At 62.9% G+C, this 14425-nt stretch carries 14 protein-coding genes; 4 read left to right on the top strand and 10 right to left on the bottom strand.

What is annotated here, in order from left to right; translation table 11 throughout:
• Nucleotides 1-205 precede the first annotated feature (205 nt).
• On the top strand, nucleotides 206-1837 hold the full coding sequence (locus AB5Y80_RS17985) for a methyl-accepting chemotaxis protein (protein ID WP_368173300.1): 1632 nt from the start codon (nucleotides 206-208) through the stop codon (nucleotides 1835-1837).
• A gap of 69 nt (nucleotides 1838-1906) precedes the next feature.
• Here AB5Y80_RS17985 and gloA read toward each other — a convergent pair whose 3' ends face one another.
• The 8 genes from gloA to rsxA form a co-directional block, all read right to left on the bottom strand.
• Entirely contained in the window at nucleotides 1907-2314 is a 408-nt protein-coding gene (gene gloA, locus AB5Y80_RS17980) for a lactoylglutathione lyase (protein WP_010674310.1), read from the bottom strand.
• Nucleotides 2315-2391: 77 nt separating this feature from the next.
• On the bottom strand, nucleotides 2392-3033 hold the full coding sequence (gene nth, locus AB5Y80_RS17975) for an endonuclease III (protein ID WP_042863644.1): 642 nt from the start codon (nucleotides 3031-3033) through the stop codon (nucleotides 2392-2394).
• A gap of 14 nt (nucleotides 3034-3047) precedes the next feature.
• The gene (locus tag AB5Y80_RS17970; protein ID WP_277856830.1) at nucleotides 3048-3806 is read right to left on the bottom strand and encodes an electron transport complex subunit E; all 759 of its coding nucleotides are present in this window, start codon (nucleotides 3804-3806) and stop codon (nucleotides 3048-3050) included.
• 16 nt (nucleotides 3807-3822) lie between these two features.
• Entirely contained in the window at nucleotides 3823-4455 is a 633-nt protein-coding gene (gene rsxG / locus AB5Y80_RS17965) for an electron transport complex subunit RsxG (protein ID WP_368173299.1), read from the bottom strand.
• 43 nt (nucleotides 4456-4498) lie between these two features.
• Nucleotides 4499-5551, bottom strand: a complete 1053-nt coding sequence (gene rsxD / locus AB5Y80_RS17960) for an electron transport complex subunit RsxD (RefSeq protein WP_010674314.1) — start codon at nucleotides 5549-5551, stop codon at nucleotides 4499-4501.
• Between the two features lie 3 nt (nucleotides 5552-5554).
• Complete coding sequence (gene rsxC / locus AB5Y80_RS17955) at nucleotides 5555-8158, bottom strand: electron transport complex subunit RsxC (protein WP_368173298.1); 2604 nt, start codon at nucleotides 8156-8158, stop codon at nucleotides 5555-5557.
• A gap of 14 nt (nucleotides 8159-8172) precedes the next feature.
• Nucleotides 8173-8739 carry an electron transport complex subunit RsxB gene (rsxB, locus tag AB5Y80_RS17950; protein ID WP_042017194.1) on the bottom strand — a complete coding sequence of 189 codons (567 nt, stop codon included), beginning with the start codon at nucleotides 8737-8739 and terminating at the stop codon, nucleotides 8173-8175.
• A 4-nt stretch (nucleotides 8740-8743) separates the two neighbouring features.
• On the bottom strand, nucleotides 8744-9325 hold the full coding sequence (rsxA, locus tag AB5Y80_RS17945) for an electron transport complex subunit RsxA (RefSeq protein ID WP_039038677.1): 582 nt from the start codon (nucleotides 9323-9325) through the stop codon (nucleotides 8744-8746).
• A gap of 111 nt (nucleotides 9326-9436) precedes the next feature.
• On the opposite strand from rsxA, the gene AB5Y80_RS17940 reads away from it, so the two are divergent.
• Complete coding sequence (locus AB5Y80_RS17940; RefSeq protein WP_368173297.1) at nucleotides 9437-10333, top strand: DMT family transporter; 897 nt, start codon at nucleotides 9437-9439, stop codon at nucleotides 10331-10333.
• Nucleotides 10334-10394: 61 nt separating this feature from the next.
• A complete protein-coding gene (locus AB5Y80_RS17935; protein WP_201924858.1) occupies nucleotides 10395-10592 on the top strand; it encodes a hypothetical protein in 198 nt (65 codons plus the stop codon).
• A 72-nt stretch (nucleotides 10593-10664) separates the two neighbouring features.
• On the opposite strand, the gene AB5Y80_RS17930 is transcribed toward AB5Y80_RS17935, so the two are convergent.
• Both AB5Y80_RS17930 and AB5Y80_RS17925 read right to left on the bottom strand, forming a co-directional pair.
• Nucleotides 10665-11963, bottom strand: a complete 1299-nt coding sequence (locus tag AB5Y80_RS17930; RefSeq protein ID WP_128272881.1) for a methyl-accepting chemotaxis protein — start codon at nucleotides 11961-11963, stop codon at nucleotides 10665-10667.
• Between the two features lie 468 nt (nucleotides 11964-12431).
• Complete coding sequence (locus AB5Y80_RS17925) at nucleotides 12432-12857, bottom strand: DUF4124 domain-containing protein (RefSeq protein ID WP_201890898.1); 426 nt, start codon at nucleotides 12855-12857, stop codon at nucleotides 12432-12434.
• 271 nt (nucleotides 12858-13128) lie between these two features.
• Here AB5Y80_RS17925 and fabV point away from each other — a divergent pair, with 271 nt between their 5' ends.
• Nucleotides 13129-14322 (top strand): enoyl-ACP reductase FabV, encoded by a 1194-nt coding sequence (gene fabV, locus AB5Y80_RS17920; protein ID WP_041212832.1) that lies wholly within the window; start codon nucleotides 13129-13131, stop codon nucleotides 14320-14322.
• Nucleotides 14323-14425: the final 103 nt, after the last annotated feature.

Here is a 14425-nt window from a genome sequence, read left to right as displayed (position 1 = left end):
ATCGGCTCAAGTTTTGCGTCGAGCTGGTCGCTCCTGTGCTGGCAGCCTCGTGGCGGGCACAAGGCCCGGCGTGGGGCGAGCGGGAAGCAAGGGATCCCCTCTCTTCGCTCCCATCGTCATTTCCCGTCAGGAGTCTCGGGTCACCGCTTACACGGATGTGATCATTGTGTCACTGCACATCTGCAGTCGAGGATCACCAGCCAACATGTCTTACAAGCATCTCTCCATCGGCAAGAAGATTGCCGCCGTCTTTGCGGTCATTGCCGTCATCAACGCCGTCTTCGGCTTGTTTCTCGCCACCGAACTGCGGGACATTCGGGATCGGGTATTGAACTTCACCGACTCCACCCTGCCAAGCGTGCTCTCGGTGGACAACCTGCTCTACGACGTCTCCTATGTGCGCCGTGCCCAGTTTGCCCTGCTGATGGTGGAAGATGCCGTCGACAGGCAGGTTCGCCGCGCCCGCATCCAGGAGAGCCTGGGCAAGGTGCAGCAGGTCATGGATGCCTACGAGGCAACCGTGGGGGCCGAGCATGAACGCCAGGCTTTCAACCGCGTCAAGCAGCAGTGGCTGCAATATCTGGGGGCCGTCAACCAGGTGGATGCCCTGTTGTTCCAGGGCAGCAGGGATAAGGCCAGGGAGGCGCTGTTTCGCTCGAACGGGCTCTACACCGAGCTGGAGCTGGCGGTGCGTGCCCTGGTGAAGGTGAATCTTGGCTTTGTGGAAGAGAACCGTGGCAGCCTGCTTGGCAGCGTCACCATGGTGATGACCTTTGCCGTGGTGAGCATCGCGACCCTGCTGATCTTCATGGGGGTCATGACCTGGTTCCTCACCCGCCAGATCTGCCTGCCCCTGCAAGCCGTGGTGGCCCAGGCCAATGCCATCGCCCTGGGGGATCTGACCCATCGGCTGGATCGCCAGCACATCGGGCAGGACGAACTGGGGATGCTGGCCAGCGCCTCCCTCAAGATGCAGGACAACCTGCGTGGGCTCATCGAGGAGGTGGCCGCCGCCGTGACCCAGCTGGGAGCCGCCATCGAGGAGGTGAGCGCGGTCTCCGAGCAATCATCCCAGGGGATCCAGAGCCAGCAGCAGGAGATAGCCCAGGTCGCCACCGCCATGGCCCAGATGAAGGCGACGGTAGCGGATGTGGCGGGCAACACCGAGGTGGCCTCGGAGTCGGCAAGCTCCGCCAATGCCCTGGCTCGCCGCGGCAGTCAGGATGTGCAGGGGGCACTGGATGCCATCACCCGGGTGGCCGGTGAGATGGAGCAGGCGGGCAACCTGGTGAGTGAACTGGAGAAAGAGTCCGCCCAGATCAACCTGGTGGTGGATGTCATTCGCGGCATTGCCGATCAGACCAACCTGCTGGCACTCAATGCCGCCATCGAGGCGGCCCGTGCCGGTGAGCAGGGGCGCGGCTTTGCGGTGGTGGCCGACGAGGTGCGCACCCTGGCGGGGCGTACCCAGGCCTCCACCGGCGAAATCGTCGCCATCATCGAGACCCTGCAGGCCCGTGCCAATCGGGCGAAGTCGGTGACCGGCCAGAGTTGCGAGATGATCCGCCAGTGCGTGAGCCAGAGTGAACGCACCAGTGCGGGCATTCGTCAGATTGAAGAGGCGGTGGCCCAGATAGCCGACATGGCGATCCAGATTGCCAGTGCCTGTGGCGAGCAGGATGCGGTCTCCGATGAGCTGGGCCGCAACGTGGCGCGCATCAACGACTCCTCCAACGAGGTCGCGACCGGCGCGGATCACACCGCCAAAGCCTGTCTGGAGCTGAGCCAGCTGGCGGCGGGTCTGCGCCAAAGCATGGGGCGCTTCCGCCTGGCCTGACGGTGGCTGCAGGCAATGAAAACGGGGCCCTGGGCCCCGTTGTTTTTCTCACCGCCAGGCGGCGTGGGCTCAGGCGCCCAGGCCGGTACCGGCGTCTTTCTTGGCAATCAGCTCAATTTTGTAGCCGTCCGGGTCTTCCACGAAGGCGATGACGGTGGTGCCGCCCTTCACCGGGCCCGGTTCGCGGGTGATCTTGGCGCCGGCGGCGCGCAGCGCCTCGCAGGTGGCATAGATGTCGTCCGCTTCCAGGGCGATGTGACCATAGGCGGAACCGAGCTCGTACTCGCTCACGCCCCAGTTGTAGGTGAGCTCGATGACGGCTTCATCCTTCTCGTCGCCGTAGCCGACGAAGGCCAGGGTGTACTTGTATTCGCTGTTCTCGCTCTTGCGCAGCAGTGTCATGCCCAGCACTCGGGTGTAGAAGTCGATGGAACGTTGCAGATCGCCGACGCGCAACATGGTATGCAGAATTCTCATTGCTCAATTCTCCGGGTTGGTGGATTGGTACTGCCTTGAATCCATGGCCCGAGACCGGATCCGCAGAGGCCTGCAGATCAACTCTCGGGATAGACCTTCTCTTTGTATTCGCACAAATCTTCGATGATGCAGGAGCCGCAGCGGGGCTTGCGGGCGAGACAGGTGTAACGTCCGTGCAGGATGAGCCAGTGATGCACGTCCAGCTTGAACTCGGCGGGGACCACCTTGAGCAGCTTCTCCTCCACCTGATCGACGTTCTTGCCCACGGCAAAGCCGGTGCGGTTGGAGACCCGGAAGATATGGGTGTCGACGGCGATGGTGGGCCAGCCGAAGGCGGTGTTGAGCACCACGTTGGCCGTCTTGCGGCCGACGCCGGGCAGGGCCTCGAGGGCCTCGCGATTCTCCGGCACCTCGCCGCCGTGGCGCTCCAGCAAAATGGCGCAGGTCTTGATGACGTTCTCGGCCTTGGTGTTGAAGAGGCCAATGGTCTTGATGTACTCCTTGACCCCGTCCACCCCCAGTTCCAGCATGGCCTGGGGGGTGTTGGCCACCGGATAGAGCTTGTCGGTGGCCTTGTTGACGCTGACATCGGTGGCCTGGGCCGAAAGCAGCACGGCGATGAGCAGCTCGAAGGGCGTGGTGAAGTTGAGCTCTGTGGTGGGATGGGGGTTGTCATCGCGCAACCGCTCCAGGATCAGCCTGCGTTTCTGGTTGTTCATGGCTCTCTCTTGTCTCAGAGCTGGGTAGTGCGGGCGCCCGCCGCAGGCACGGTGCAGTGGGCCTTCTCGGCACTCTGCTTGCGGCCCATCCAGTCGTTGATGGCGTTTTTGCCGGCGATCATCAAACCGAGGCCGATGAAGCCGCCGGGGGGCAGGATCGCCAGCAGCAGGCTGGCGTCGGCGTGGAACAGCTCGACGCGCAATGACTTGGCCCAGTCACCCAGCAGCAGCTCGGCACCGTCAAACAGGGTGCCCATGCCAATGATCTCGCGAAGGCCCCCCAGTACCAGCAGCACCAGGGTAAAGCCCAGCCCCATCATGAAGCCGTCGAGGGCGGCAAGCAGGGGCGGGTTCTTGGAGGCATAGGCTTCGGCGCGGCCGATGATGACGCAGTTGGTGACGATGAGGGCGATGAAGATGCCGAGCGCCTGATAGAGGCCGTAGGTGTAGGCATTCATCAACAGCTGCACGCTGGTCACAAGGGCTGCGATGATCATCACGTAGACCGGGATGCGGATATCCTTGGGCACCCAGTTGCGCACCAGGGAGATGGCGAGGTTGGAGCTGACCAGCACCGCCATGGTGGCAAGGCCGAGCCCCAGCGCGTTGGTGAAGGTGGAGGAGACTGCCAGGGTGGGGCACAGACCCAGCACCTGCACCAGAGAGGGGTTGTTCTTCCACAGCCCCTGCAGCATCAGCTCCTTGAGCTCTTCGCGGCGGCCATTGCTCTCGCTGAGCGGGCTCTGCCCGTCAATCACATCGACTTGTTCCATAGCTTGTGCTCCGGCGTTAGGGGGTGGCGTCACAGGCGGGGGCGTCGCGCAGCAACTCTGGGTGCTCCTGTTGCAGCAGCAACAGGTTCTTCACCGCCTTGACCACCGCCCGGGGGGTGATGGTGGCGCCGGTGAAGGCGTCGAACTCGCCGCCGTCTTTCTTCACGGCCCAGGTGGCGTCGTTGTCGGCCGTGAGGGACTTGCCGGTGAAGCTGTCGATCCAGCTGGATTTCTTCAGCTCTATCTTGTCACCAAGTCCCGGGGTTTCCTTGTGGGCCAGCACCCTGACCGCGCTGACGGCCCCCTTTGCATCGGTGCCGACCACCATGCGAATGGCTCCACTGTAACCATCGGGGGCCACGGTTTCCAGCGCGTAGCCGGTGTGCACCCCCTTGAGGGTGGCGGTATAGAGGGGCATGGGCTCATTGCTGCCCAGGTATTCCCGGCTGCTGACCAGCTTGCAGCTGGCCACCAGATCGTTGTCATAACTCCCCTCGGGCAGCAGGGCCTGCAGGGTGCGCAGCTTCTCCAGCTCTTGCTGGTGGGCGATGCGATCCAGGGTCAGTTCGTTGGTCAGCACCACCATGGCGGTGCAGCCGAGGGCAAAGAGGGCCAGGGTCAGGCCATTCTTGCGCATGCTTTTCAACATGGGAGGCTCCCTATCTCGCGTCTGCGGCAATTCAGATGTGGGTTCATTTGCGACGGGCTCCATAGACCTTGGGGCGGGTCAGACTGTCAATCAGGGGAACGCACAGGTTGGCCAGCAACACGGCGAAGGCGAAGGCATCCGGATAGCCGCCAAAACGGCGGATGACATAGACCAGCACGCCGATGAGCACACCGTAGACGAGGCGCCCCTTTGCGGTGGTGCTGGCACTCACCGGATCGGTGGCGATGAAGAAGGCCCCGAGCATGGTGGCACCGCTGAACAGGTGCAGCATGGGGGTGGCAGTGGCATCCGGGGTGGCCAGATAGCCCAGGGTGGCAGCGAGCAGCAATGCGCCCAGCACGGCAGTCGGAATGCGCCAGTTGATCACTTTCTGCTGGAGCAGGAAGAGGCCTCCCAGCAGGTAGCCGAGGTTGACCCAGCTCCAGCCGATGCCACCCCAGCCCTCGAAGACCTTGTGGGTCATCACTTCGGTGGCGGTCAGCCCCTGGGTCAGCCCGGTCTTTAAGGTATCCAGCGGCGTGGCCATGGTCAGGCCATCCACCCCCTGCTTGAGCTGCAGCATGCTGTAGCCGTCGAGGCTGAAGCCGGTGAAGATCACCGAGGCCGCATCGGCGAAGCCGATGTCGTAGGCGGCGATGCTGGAAGGGGGCAGCCAGCTGGTCATCTGGACCGGGAAGGAGACCAGCAGCAGCACATAGGCCACCATGGCAGGATTGAACAGGTTCTGACCGAGCCCGCCATAGAGATGCTTGGCGATGATGATGGCGAACGCCGTGCCCAGCACCAGCATCCACCAGGGCAGCAGGGGGGGCAGGGAGAGACCGATGAGCACGGCGGTGAGCGCCGCGCTGCCATCCAGAAGGGCCGGTTTGACGGGCCGGCCGCGCAGGCGAAGGACCAGGGCCTCCGAACCCAGGGCCGTGACCAGCGCCAGCAGGATCTGGATCAGGGTCCCCCAGCCGAAGAACCAGGTCTGCGCCAGGAAGCCGGGCAGGCAGGCCAGGATCACCAGCACCATCAGGGTCTGGGTCTGTTTGCGGTTGTGGGCAAAGGGCGCACTCGCGATATTGAACATGGATCAGTGGCTCTTGTCGGTCGAAGGGGAGGAGGCAGCCTCGGCCGCCAGCTTCTTGGCTTTGGCTCGGGCGATGGCGGCGGCAATGGCCGCCTTCTTGGGGTCCACCTCGGCGGCGGGTCCGGATGCGGCGGCAGGGGCCTCGGCGGTGGCGGTATCGCTTGTGTTTGCGGAGATGCCACCTGCGTCCAGCGGTGCGTTACCTTGCGCCTGGGCGGCTTTCTTGGCCTTGGCCCGGGCGATGGCGGCGGCAATGGCCGCCTTCTTGGGATCCACCTCTGCGGCGGGCTCGGATGCGGCGGCCAGGGCCTCAACGGCGTTATCGGTTGTGTTCACGGATGTCTCACCCGCGACCACAGGCTCATCACCTTGCGCCTGAGCAGCCTTCTTGGCCTTGGCCCGGGCGATGGCGGCGGCGATGGCCGCCTTCTTGGGATCCACCTCGGCGGTGGCGGTATCGCTTGTGTTTGCGGAGATGCCACCTGCGTCCAGCGGTGCGTCACCTTGCGCCTGGGCGGCTTTCTTGGCCTTGGCCCGGGCGATGGCGGCAGCAATGGCCGCCTTCTTGGGGTCCACCTCGGCGGCGGGCTCGGATGCGGCAGCCGGGGCCTCAACGGCGTGTTCGGTTGTGTTCACGGATGTCTCACCCGCGACCACCGGCCCGTCACCTTGCGCCTGTGCGGCCTTCTTGGCCTTGGCCCGGGCGATGGCGGCGGCAATGGCCGCCTTCTTGGGGTCCACCTCGGCGGCGGGCTCGGATGCGGCGGCCGGGGCCTCAACGGCGTTATCGCTTGTGTTCACGGATGTTTTATCCGCATCCATCGGCGTGTCCCCTTGCGCCTGGGCGGCTTTCTTGGCCTTGGCCCGTGCCAGGGCGGCGGCGATGGCGGCCTTCTTGGGATCCAGCTCTGCCTTGGGATGTTGCTCCCCTGGTGCCGGGGTGTCAGCCAGCCCATTGCCCTCGCCATTGGCGGCCTTGGCGGCACGACGGGCGATGGCCTCCTGCTTGCGCGCCTCACGGGCGGCAATCATGGCCTCGTTGTCCGGTGCGGGTTCACTCACGGCCACCTGGGCCGTCTCCTGTTTGGCCTTGATACGGGCCAGGGCGGCGGCGACCGGATCTTCGCCCCCGGCAGTCGTCATGGCCTGGCGACGCTGGGCTGCGGCCTCGGCGTGGCGGGCTTCGCGGGCCGCCTTCTCACGCTCGAAGCGAGCCTGCTTGGCCTCGAAGCGCTGCTTGGCACGTTCGGCCTTCTCGGCCTCGGCACGGGCCTCGCGGATGTCATCCTTGGCGATCTTGTAGTACTGCACCAGGGGGATTTCGCTCGGGCAGACCCAGGCACAGGCGCCGCACTCGATGCAGTCAAAGAGGTTGAGCTTCTCGGCCTTGTCGTACTCCTTGACCCGGCTGTACCAGTAAAGCTCCTGGGGCAGCAGGGTGGCGGGGCAGGCATCGGCGCAGGCACTGCAACGGATGCAGGCCTGTTCCGGGCCGGGGGGCGGCAGCTCGGCGCGGGTGGGGGAGAGCAGGCAGTTGGTGGCCTTGACCACGGGGACCATGGCGTGGGGCAGGGTGAAGCCCATCATGGGGCCCCCCATGATGACCCGCTGATCCGCCTCCGGTTGCAGCTCGAAACGCTGGAGCAGCCAGCGTACCGGCGTGCCCAGACGCACCCAGGCATTGCCGGGTTTCTTGAAGGCATCGCCGGTGAGGGTGACGATGCGCTCGATGAGCGGCTCCCCATCGATGATGGCGCGCTTGATGGCAAAGACGGTGGCGACGTTGAGCACCATGATGCCCATGTCAACCGCCCGGCCTCCCTTGGGCACCTGGCGTCCGGTGAGCAGCTCGATGGTCTGTTTGGCGCCGCCGGAGGGGTACTTGGTCGGTACCGACTTGACCAGCACGTCGGCGTCGCTGGCATGGCGGGTCAGGGCCTCGATGGCCGCCGGTTTGTTGTCTTCCACCCCGATCAGGGTGAGCTTGGGCTTGAGCAGGTGCTTGAGTACCCGGATGCCGTCCATGATCTCGTCGGCGTATTCCTGCATCAGACGGTCATCTGTGGTGATGTAGGGTTCGCACTCCAGCCCGTTGACGATGAGGATCTCGGTGAGCTGGCCACGGCCGTCGAGCTTGCTGTGGGTCGGGAAGACGGCGCCGCCGAGCCCGGCGATGCCGGCCTGCTGGATGCGCTCGAGCAACGCCCCCCGCTCCAGGTTCCAGTAGTCAGGCTGGGGTGTGCGCTCGCCCCAGGCATCGTCTCCGTCCGGGGTGAGGAGGATGCAGAGATCGTCAAGACCGGAGGGGTGCGCCACCGTGTGCTGCTCGATGGCGGTGATGGTGCCCGAGGTGGAAGCGTGCACCGGCACGATGCGTCCCTTGTCAAAACGGGTGAGGGGTTGCCCCTTCTTGACCTTGTCCCCCACCCGCACCAGCAGTTCGCCGGCCGGACCCGCGTGCTGGCGCACCGGAATGATGAGCTGGGGGGGAAGGCCCGCGTCAACGACGGGGGTCAGGCTTGACTGGTGCTTGTTCTCGGGGGGATGGATGCCGCCGTGAAAATCCCACAGAGTGCCGGCTTTGATGCGTTCGAGCAGATGCTGCATGGTTACTCCGCTGTTTATTCCACTATCTTGACCGGAATGGCGACCTTGGCCAGATCCCATTTCCAGTTGTCGACCGTGGTCGGCACCGGGATCATTTCGATACAGTCGGTCGGGCAGGGGTCGACGCAGAGGTCGCACCCGGTGCACTCGGCCGCGATGACGGTGTGCATCGCCTTGGTGGCACCCAGGATGGCGTCGACCGGACAGGCCTGGATGCACTTGGTGCAACCGATGCACATGTCTTCGTGAATGAAGGCCACCTTCTTGACGGGGATTGCCGCGTCTTCACCGCCGTCCAGAGACTGGGGCTCGACCCCCATCAGGTCGGCAATCTTGCGCATGGTGGCGTCGCCACCGGGCACGCACTTGTTGATCTTGTCGCCATTGGCCAGGGCTTCGGCGTAGGGTTTGCAGCCCGGGTAACCGCACTGGCCGCACTGGGTCTGGGGCAACAGGGCATCAAGCTGATCGACGATGGGATCGGCCTGCACATGAAACTTGACGGCGGCAAAGCCGAGAATAATGCCGAAGGCCAGGGCAAGCAGGGCCAGCACCAGAATGGCAAAGAGTATGTGAATCATAGCGTTATATCTTGATGAGGCCGGTAAAGCCCATGAAGGCCAGCGACATCAGGCCAGCGGTGACCATGGCGATGGAGACGCCACGAAACGGTGCTGGCACGTCGGCGGCCACCAGCCGCTCACGCATGGCGGCAAACAGGATCAGCACCAGAGAGAAGCCGACGGCGGCCCCGAAGCCGTAGATGATGCTCTGGATGAAGTTGTGGCGCTCGTTGATGCTGAGCAGCGCCACGCCGAGCACGGCACAGTTGGTGGTGATGAGCGGCAGGAAGATGCCGAGCAGGCGATAGAGGGTCGGGCTGCTTTTGCGGATCACCATCTCGGTGAACTGGACCACCACGGCGATCACCAGAATGAAGCCCAGGGTGCGCAGGTAGGCGATCTCCAGCGGGATCAGGATGTAGTGCTCCATCAGATAGGAGCAGGCGCTGGCCAGCGTCATGACGAAGGTGGTGGCCAGACCCATGCCGATGGCGGTTTCCAGCTTGCCGGAGACACCCATGAAGGGGCAAAGGCCGAGGAACTTCACCAGCACGAAGTTGTTGATCAGCACGGTGCCGACCAGTAAAAGCAGGTACTCAGTCATTGAAGATGGGTTTTCCGGTGTGAAGGCGGCCGTATTATCTGATGTTAGGTGCCTTTAGACAACCGCAAGGCCGTATGGTTATTATTCGGGTGCCCAATTCATGGAGGCATTGTGCGCCCTTTACCCGTCCTGACGCTGACCCTGGCCATGCTGCTCTGGTCCAGCTCCTTCATCGCCCTCAAACATGTGCTGGAAATCTGGTCCTTCGGTCAGGTGCTCTTCATGCGGATGGGGGTGGCGTCCTGTTGCTGGCTGCTCTGCTACCGCCAGCTTGGCCGCGTCACTTACCAGAAGGGGGATTGGCGCTGGTTGGCCCTGATGGGGGCGCTTGAGCCCTGCCTCTACTTCCTTCTGGAAGTCAACGCCCTGCGTTACACCAGTGCCGGCCAGGCCGGCATGGTCTGTGCCCTGCTTCCCCTGATGGTGGCCCTGGTGGCCTTCGTACTGCTTGGAGAGCGGGTGAGTCGCCGCCAACTGCTGGGCTTTGCCATCGCCATCGTTGGCATCGCCCTGCTGGGGTTGGGGGAGGGCGCCGACGAGTTCGCTCCCAACGCCCTGCTCGGCAACAGCCTGGAGATGGGCGCCATGCTCTGCGCCGCCACCTATTCTGTGGTATTCAAGAAGCTCTCCAGCCGCTACGGCGTGATGACACTGACGGCGTTGCAGGCCTTCGTCGGCACGCTCTTCTTCGCGCCCTTTGCCTTCAGTGCGCCCTGGCCCGCGAGCTGGGCCTGGCAGGACATGGGGGTCATCCTCTTCCTCGGTGCCTTCGTGACCCTGGGTGCCTACCTGCTCTACAACTGGTCGGTGACCCAGGTGAAGGTGACCCTGGCGGCGGCCTATGTGAACCTCATACCGGTCTTTACCCTGCTGCTCGCCTATCTGCTGCTGGGAGAGACGCTCACGGCCCTGCAATGGGTGGCCTGCGCCGCCGTGCTGGTCGGCATCGGGGTGGGCCAGCTGCCGTCCGGCAGGAAGCGTGCGCAGGCAGCCGCCACCGGGGGATGAGTCGCCGCCATTGGGCTACAGTCTGGGCAGGGAAACACGCTGTCGAAGAAGGTGCCGACCGATGAGCGACATGCATTTGCTGGCCGCTGCCAAAAACCTGTTGAGCCATCCCCCCTTTACCCTGGCCGATGCCAGAGCCCTGGAGGCGCTGGAAGAGGAGGCTGTGGGGGAGGAGGGGCTCTGCATCGCCGCGCTATGGGACATCGCCCTCGCGCTGGCGGACGAGGAAGCCAGACACTATCTCCTGGGGGATGGCTGAGCGGGTTTCGGGTGGGCGGACAGCAATGACAACGGGGGGCCTGGGCCCCCCGTTGTCATTGGCAGCTGTCGTTCAGATGGAGAGGCTCTTGACGGTGTCCGACACCGAGTTGGCGTCCTCGATGATCTCCTTGATGACGTCGGCGATGATGGTGGCCTGCTCCTGACCTGCCACCGCCTTGTCGGAGACGACGGAGACGGTCTGGGTGATCTGGGAGGTGATCTCCGAGTTGTGCTTGATGACGGTGACGATCTCGCTGGTGGAGCTGGAAGTGCGCGCCGCCAGTTGCCTCACCTCGTCGGCCACGACCGCGAATCCCCGTCCCTGTTCCCCGGCGCGGGCCGCCTCGATGGCGGCGTTGAGGGCCAGCAGGTTGGTCTGATCCGCGATGCCGCTGATGGTGGAGATGATGGATTCGATGCTCCTGGATTGCTGGTTGAGCTGCTCTATCTGCTTGCTGACCGCATTGACCGAGGTGTTGATGTGGGAGGAGGTGTCGAGCACCCTGTCGATGACCTCCCGTCCCCTGGCGGCGCTCGCGACGGTTTCGCTGGCGATGGCACACGCCTTCTGGGCCGCTTCCCGGGTGGAGATGGATTTCTCAACCCTCTCGGTGATGTCGCTCGCCAGCTTGATGATTTTGACCACCTTGCCCTCGTGGTTGAAGATGGGGTTGTAGGTGGCCTCCAGCCAGATCTTCTCCCCCCGGTGACCCAGGCGCATGAAAAGCCCTGATTTGATGTCGCCCGAGCCGAGATCCTGCCAGAAATGGGGGTTTTTCTGGTAGAAATCGCTGTCACAGAAGAGGCGATGATGCTTGCCGACCACCTCTTCCAGCCGATAGCCAAAGCAGTTGAGGAAATTCTGGTTGGCGGTGATGACGGTGCCATCGGGTTGGAAATCAATGACCGCCAGGGACTTGTCCAGCGCTGCCAGCAGGGCCTGGGTGCGCTCCAGAGTGGATTGCTGCTGGGTCACGTCGGAGGCGACCTTGGCGATCCGCACCACCTTGCCGTCGATCACGATGGGGAAATAGGTCGCCTCCAGCCACACGGCCTTGCCGGATTTCGACTGGCGAATGAAGCGGCCGCTGCGGGAGACGCCGTGGCGCAGATCCTGCCACAAGGTCTCGTAATCCCGGGTATTGACGTCGTCGGGGAAGCAGAGGGTGCTGTGATGCTTGCCAATCACCTCGTCACGCTCAAATCCCACGATCTTGAGAAACAGCTCGTTGGCGAAGGTGACCACTCCCGCCGGGGTGAACTGGACGAAGGGGACCTGCAACTGGATAGCCTGTTCAAATGCCCCCAGCTCCACCACCCTTGCCGCTTGCTCACTGGCTTCCTTGCTTGCTTTTTGATTCCAGAACATGACAGTGCTCCTCCATGAGACCCTTGAATGGGATAACGACCAAATCTGAGTAAATTAACAATAGCATTGCGTCCTGATGAGTCGTCATCGAACTCAAATTAACTTTTTATTTTTCAATGTTGATAAATGGCTTTTTAATTGTGGGGTCTCGTACAAGGGTTATTTATCTCCTGGGCCGCCCTGGCCCCAGGGAATATTGGCATGAAGGCGCCTCTTTTGGCACTGACTATTCTATATATCGCCTTCATATGAACCCAGTGGCGCGCCATGTGGCCTACATGGGGATTCAATGAGTCTTATATGGGCACAGTGAAATAGGTGGAGGCGGGGATCTGGAAATAGCCGCTATCTGACTCTCTGGTGTGAGAAATAAACGGCCAAGGGTGTGAGCTTTTGGATATGCGGCATGTGTAAACCCGTGACGACATTGCCGCTTCGGTATATTTTCTGTCCCGAAACAGGGAGTGTTTATTTTGCCTGCAAGGTGGAGAGTTTCTGGTTCAGGGACTCAATCTCTTTCTGATATCGGGTAGTGACCGAGTGCATCTCTGCCGAGACATTGCGGGATCTTGCCTCGTTCTCCGTGATCTGGGTTATCTCGTTGTTCATCTTCTGCTTTTTGGCCTCGATCTCGGTGCGCAGCGCCTCGGCCTGGCGTTGTTTCTGGCCGTTCGCCAGGCTCTGCTCTATCTCCCGGGTCTGGTTGGCCGCCTGCTCCACCGCCTCGGGGGAGGGGGTATAGACATTGAGTGCCATGGGTTTGGCGTCGCTGCTGCAGGGGATGTCGCTGAAGGTGATCTGCCCATCGCGGGCGCATTGATAGACAGCCGCCTGGACAACGGGGACGGTGGCAAGCCCCAGGCAGGCGAGAGAGATGACCAGCATGCGTGACATAGACTCCTCCTTGAATCCTCTTCCTTGCACACTAGTACATGGCGCAAGGTCAGACAACGGCCTCGTTCCGGGTGTGACATTCCGGTCCTCACGTTGCCTCTCTCTGGTCCATGGCGGGGAGATCTCCTGCGCAAAGGGGTGTGCCATGGCGGCATAAAGCGACGGATCCCTGCCTGTTTCCCCGCAGTTCAACACATCAGAGCACCATAACGGGCCGCAATGAGGTATCTTATGCCCCGATTTCATCCATCAAACGGATAAGAGACAACACATGATCATCAAACCCAAGGTTCGCGGCTTTATCTGCACCACCACCCACCCGGTCGGTTGTGAAGCCAATGTTCGTCGCCAGATCGCTTACACCCAAGCCAAGGGCGCCATCGAGAATGGCCCCAAGAAGGTGCTGGTGATCGGCGCTTCCACCGGCTATGGTCTGGCCTCTCGCATTGCCGCAGCCTTCGGCAGCGGAGCTGCCACCATCGGTGTCTTCTTCGAAAAGCCGAGCTCCGAGACCAAGACGGGCTCCGCCGGCTGGTACAACTCCGCCGCCTTCGACAAGGCCGCCAAAGAGGCCGGCCTCTACGCCAAGAGCATCAATGGCGATGCCTTCTCCCACGAGTGCCGTGCCAAGGTGATCGAGCTCATCAAGCAGGATCTGGGTCAGATTGATCTGGTGGTCTACTCCCTGGCCTCTCCGGTGCGCAAGCTGCCGGACACCGGCGAAGTGGTGCGCTCCGCCCTCAAACCCATCGGCGAGGTCTACACCTCCACCGCCATCGACACCAACAAGGATCAGATCATCACCGCCACCGTCGAGCCGGCGAATGAGGAAGAGATCCAGAGCACCATCACCGTCATGGGCGGCCAGGACTGGGAACTGTGGATGGCGGCTCTGCGCGATGCGGGTGTGCTGGCCGACGGCGCCAAGTCCGTGGCCTATTCCTACATCGGTACCGACCTGACCTGGCCCATCTACTGGCATGGCACCCTGGGGCGCGCCAAGGAAGATCTGGACCGCGCCGCCACCGCCATCCGTGGCGATCTGGCTGCCAAGGGGGGGACCGCCCACGTGGCCGTGCTCAAATCCGTGGTGACCCAGGCCTCCTCTGCCATTCCCGTGATGCCGCTCTACATCTCCATGGCCTTCAAGATCATGAAGGAGAAGGGCATCCACGAGGGTTGCATGGAGCAGGTGGACCGCATGATGCGCACCCGCCTGTACGGCGCCGACATGGCGCTGGACGAGCAGGCCCGCATCCGCATGGATGACTGGGAACTGCGTGAAGACGTGCAGCAGACCTGCCGTGATCTCTGGCCCTCCATCACCACCGAGAACCTCAGTGAACTGACCGACTACACCGGCTACAAGCAGGAGTTCCTGCGCCTGTTCGGTTTCGGTCTGGACGAGGTGGACTACGATGCGGACGTGAATCCGGACGTGCAATTCGACGTGGTCGAGCTGTAAGTCGGTCGTCAGCACAGACAGGGCCCTGCGGGGCCCTGTTTTTTTGCAGCAGGCTCAACCTGTTGCCTCAGGTTTATTATCCGCGATCACCTTTTTCCCCGAA

It is taken from the genome of Aeromonas sp. R2-1 (assembly GCF_040908425.1).
GTDB classification, from domain to species: domain Bacteria; phylum Pseudomonadota; class Gammaproteobacteria; order Enterobacterales; family Aeromonadaceae; genus Aeromonas; species Aeromonas caviae.
Note: the sequence above shows the minus strand (reverse complement) of the source record. Positions and strands in the feature narration are given on the sequence as shown.

Coding starts and splice junctions, on each gene's coding strand:
- AB5Y80_RS17985 (WP_368173300.1), top strand. CDS start 206: ATGTCTTACAAGCATCTCTCCATCGGCAAGAAGATTGCCGCCGTCTTT.
- gloA (WP_010674310.1), bottom strand. CDS start 2,314: ATGAGAATTCTGCATACCATGTTGCGCGTCGGCGATCTGCAACGTTCC.
- nth (WP_042863644.1), bottom strand. CDS start 3,033: ATGAACAACCAGAAACGCAGGCTGATCCTGGAGCGGTTGCGCGATGAC.
- AB5Y80_RS17970 (WP_277856830.1), bottom strand. CDS start 3,806: ATGGAACAAGTCGATGTGATTGACGGGCAGAGCCCGCTCAGCGAGAGC.
- rsxG (WP_368173299.1), bottom strand. CDS start 4,455: ATGTTGAAAAGCATGCGCAAGAATGGCCTGACCCTGGCCCTCTTTGCC.
- rsxD (WP_010674314.1), bottom strand. CDS start 5,551: ATGTTCAATATCGCGAGTGCGCCCTTTGCCCACAACCGCAAACAGACC.
- rsxC (WP_368173298.1), bottom strand. CDS start 8,158: ATGCAGCATCTGCTCGAACGCATCAAAGCCGGCACTCTGTGGGATTTT.
- rsxB (WP_042017194.1), bottom strand. CDS start 8,739: ATGATTCACATACTCTTTGCCATTCTGGTGCTGGCCCTGCTTGCCCTG.
- rsxA (WP_039038677.1), bottom strand. CDS start 9,325: ATGACTGAGTACCTGCTTTTACTGGTCGGCACCGTGCTGATCAACAAC.
- AB5Y80_RS17935 (WP_201924858.1), top strand. CDS start 10,395: ATGAGCGACATGCATTTGCTGGCCGCTGCCAAAAACCTGTTGAGCCAT.
- AB5Y80_RS17930 (WP_128272881.1), bottom strand. CDS start 11,963: ATGTTCTGGAATCAAAAAGCAAGCAAGGAAGCCAGTGAGCAAGCGGCA.
- AB5Y80_RS17925 (WP_201890898.1), bottom strand. CDS start 12,857: ATGTCACGCATGCTGGTCATCTCTCTCGCCTGCCTGGGGCTTGCCACC.
- fabV (WP_041212832.1), top strand. CDS start 13,129: ATGATCATCAAACCCAAGGTTCGCGGCTTTATCTGCACCACCACCCAC.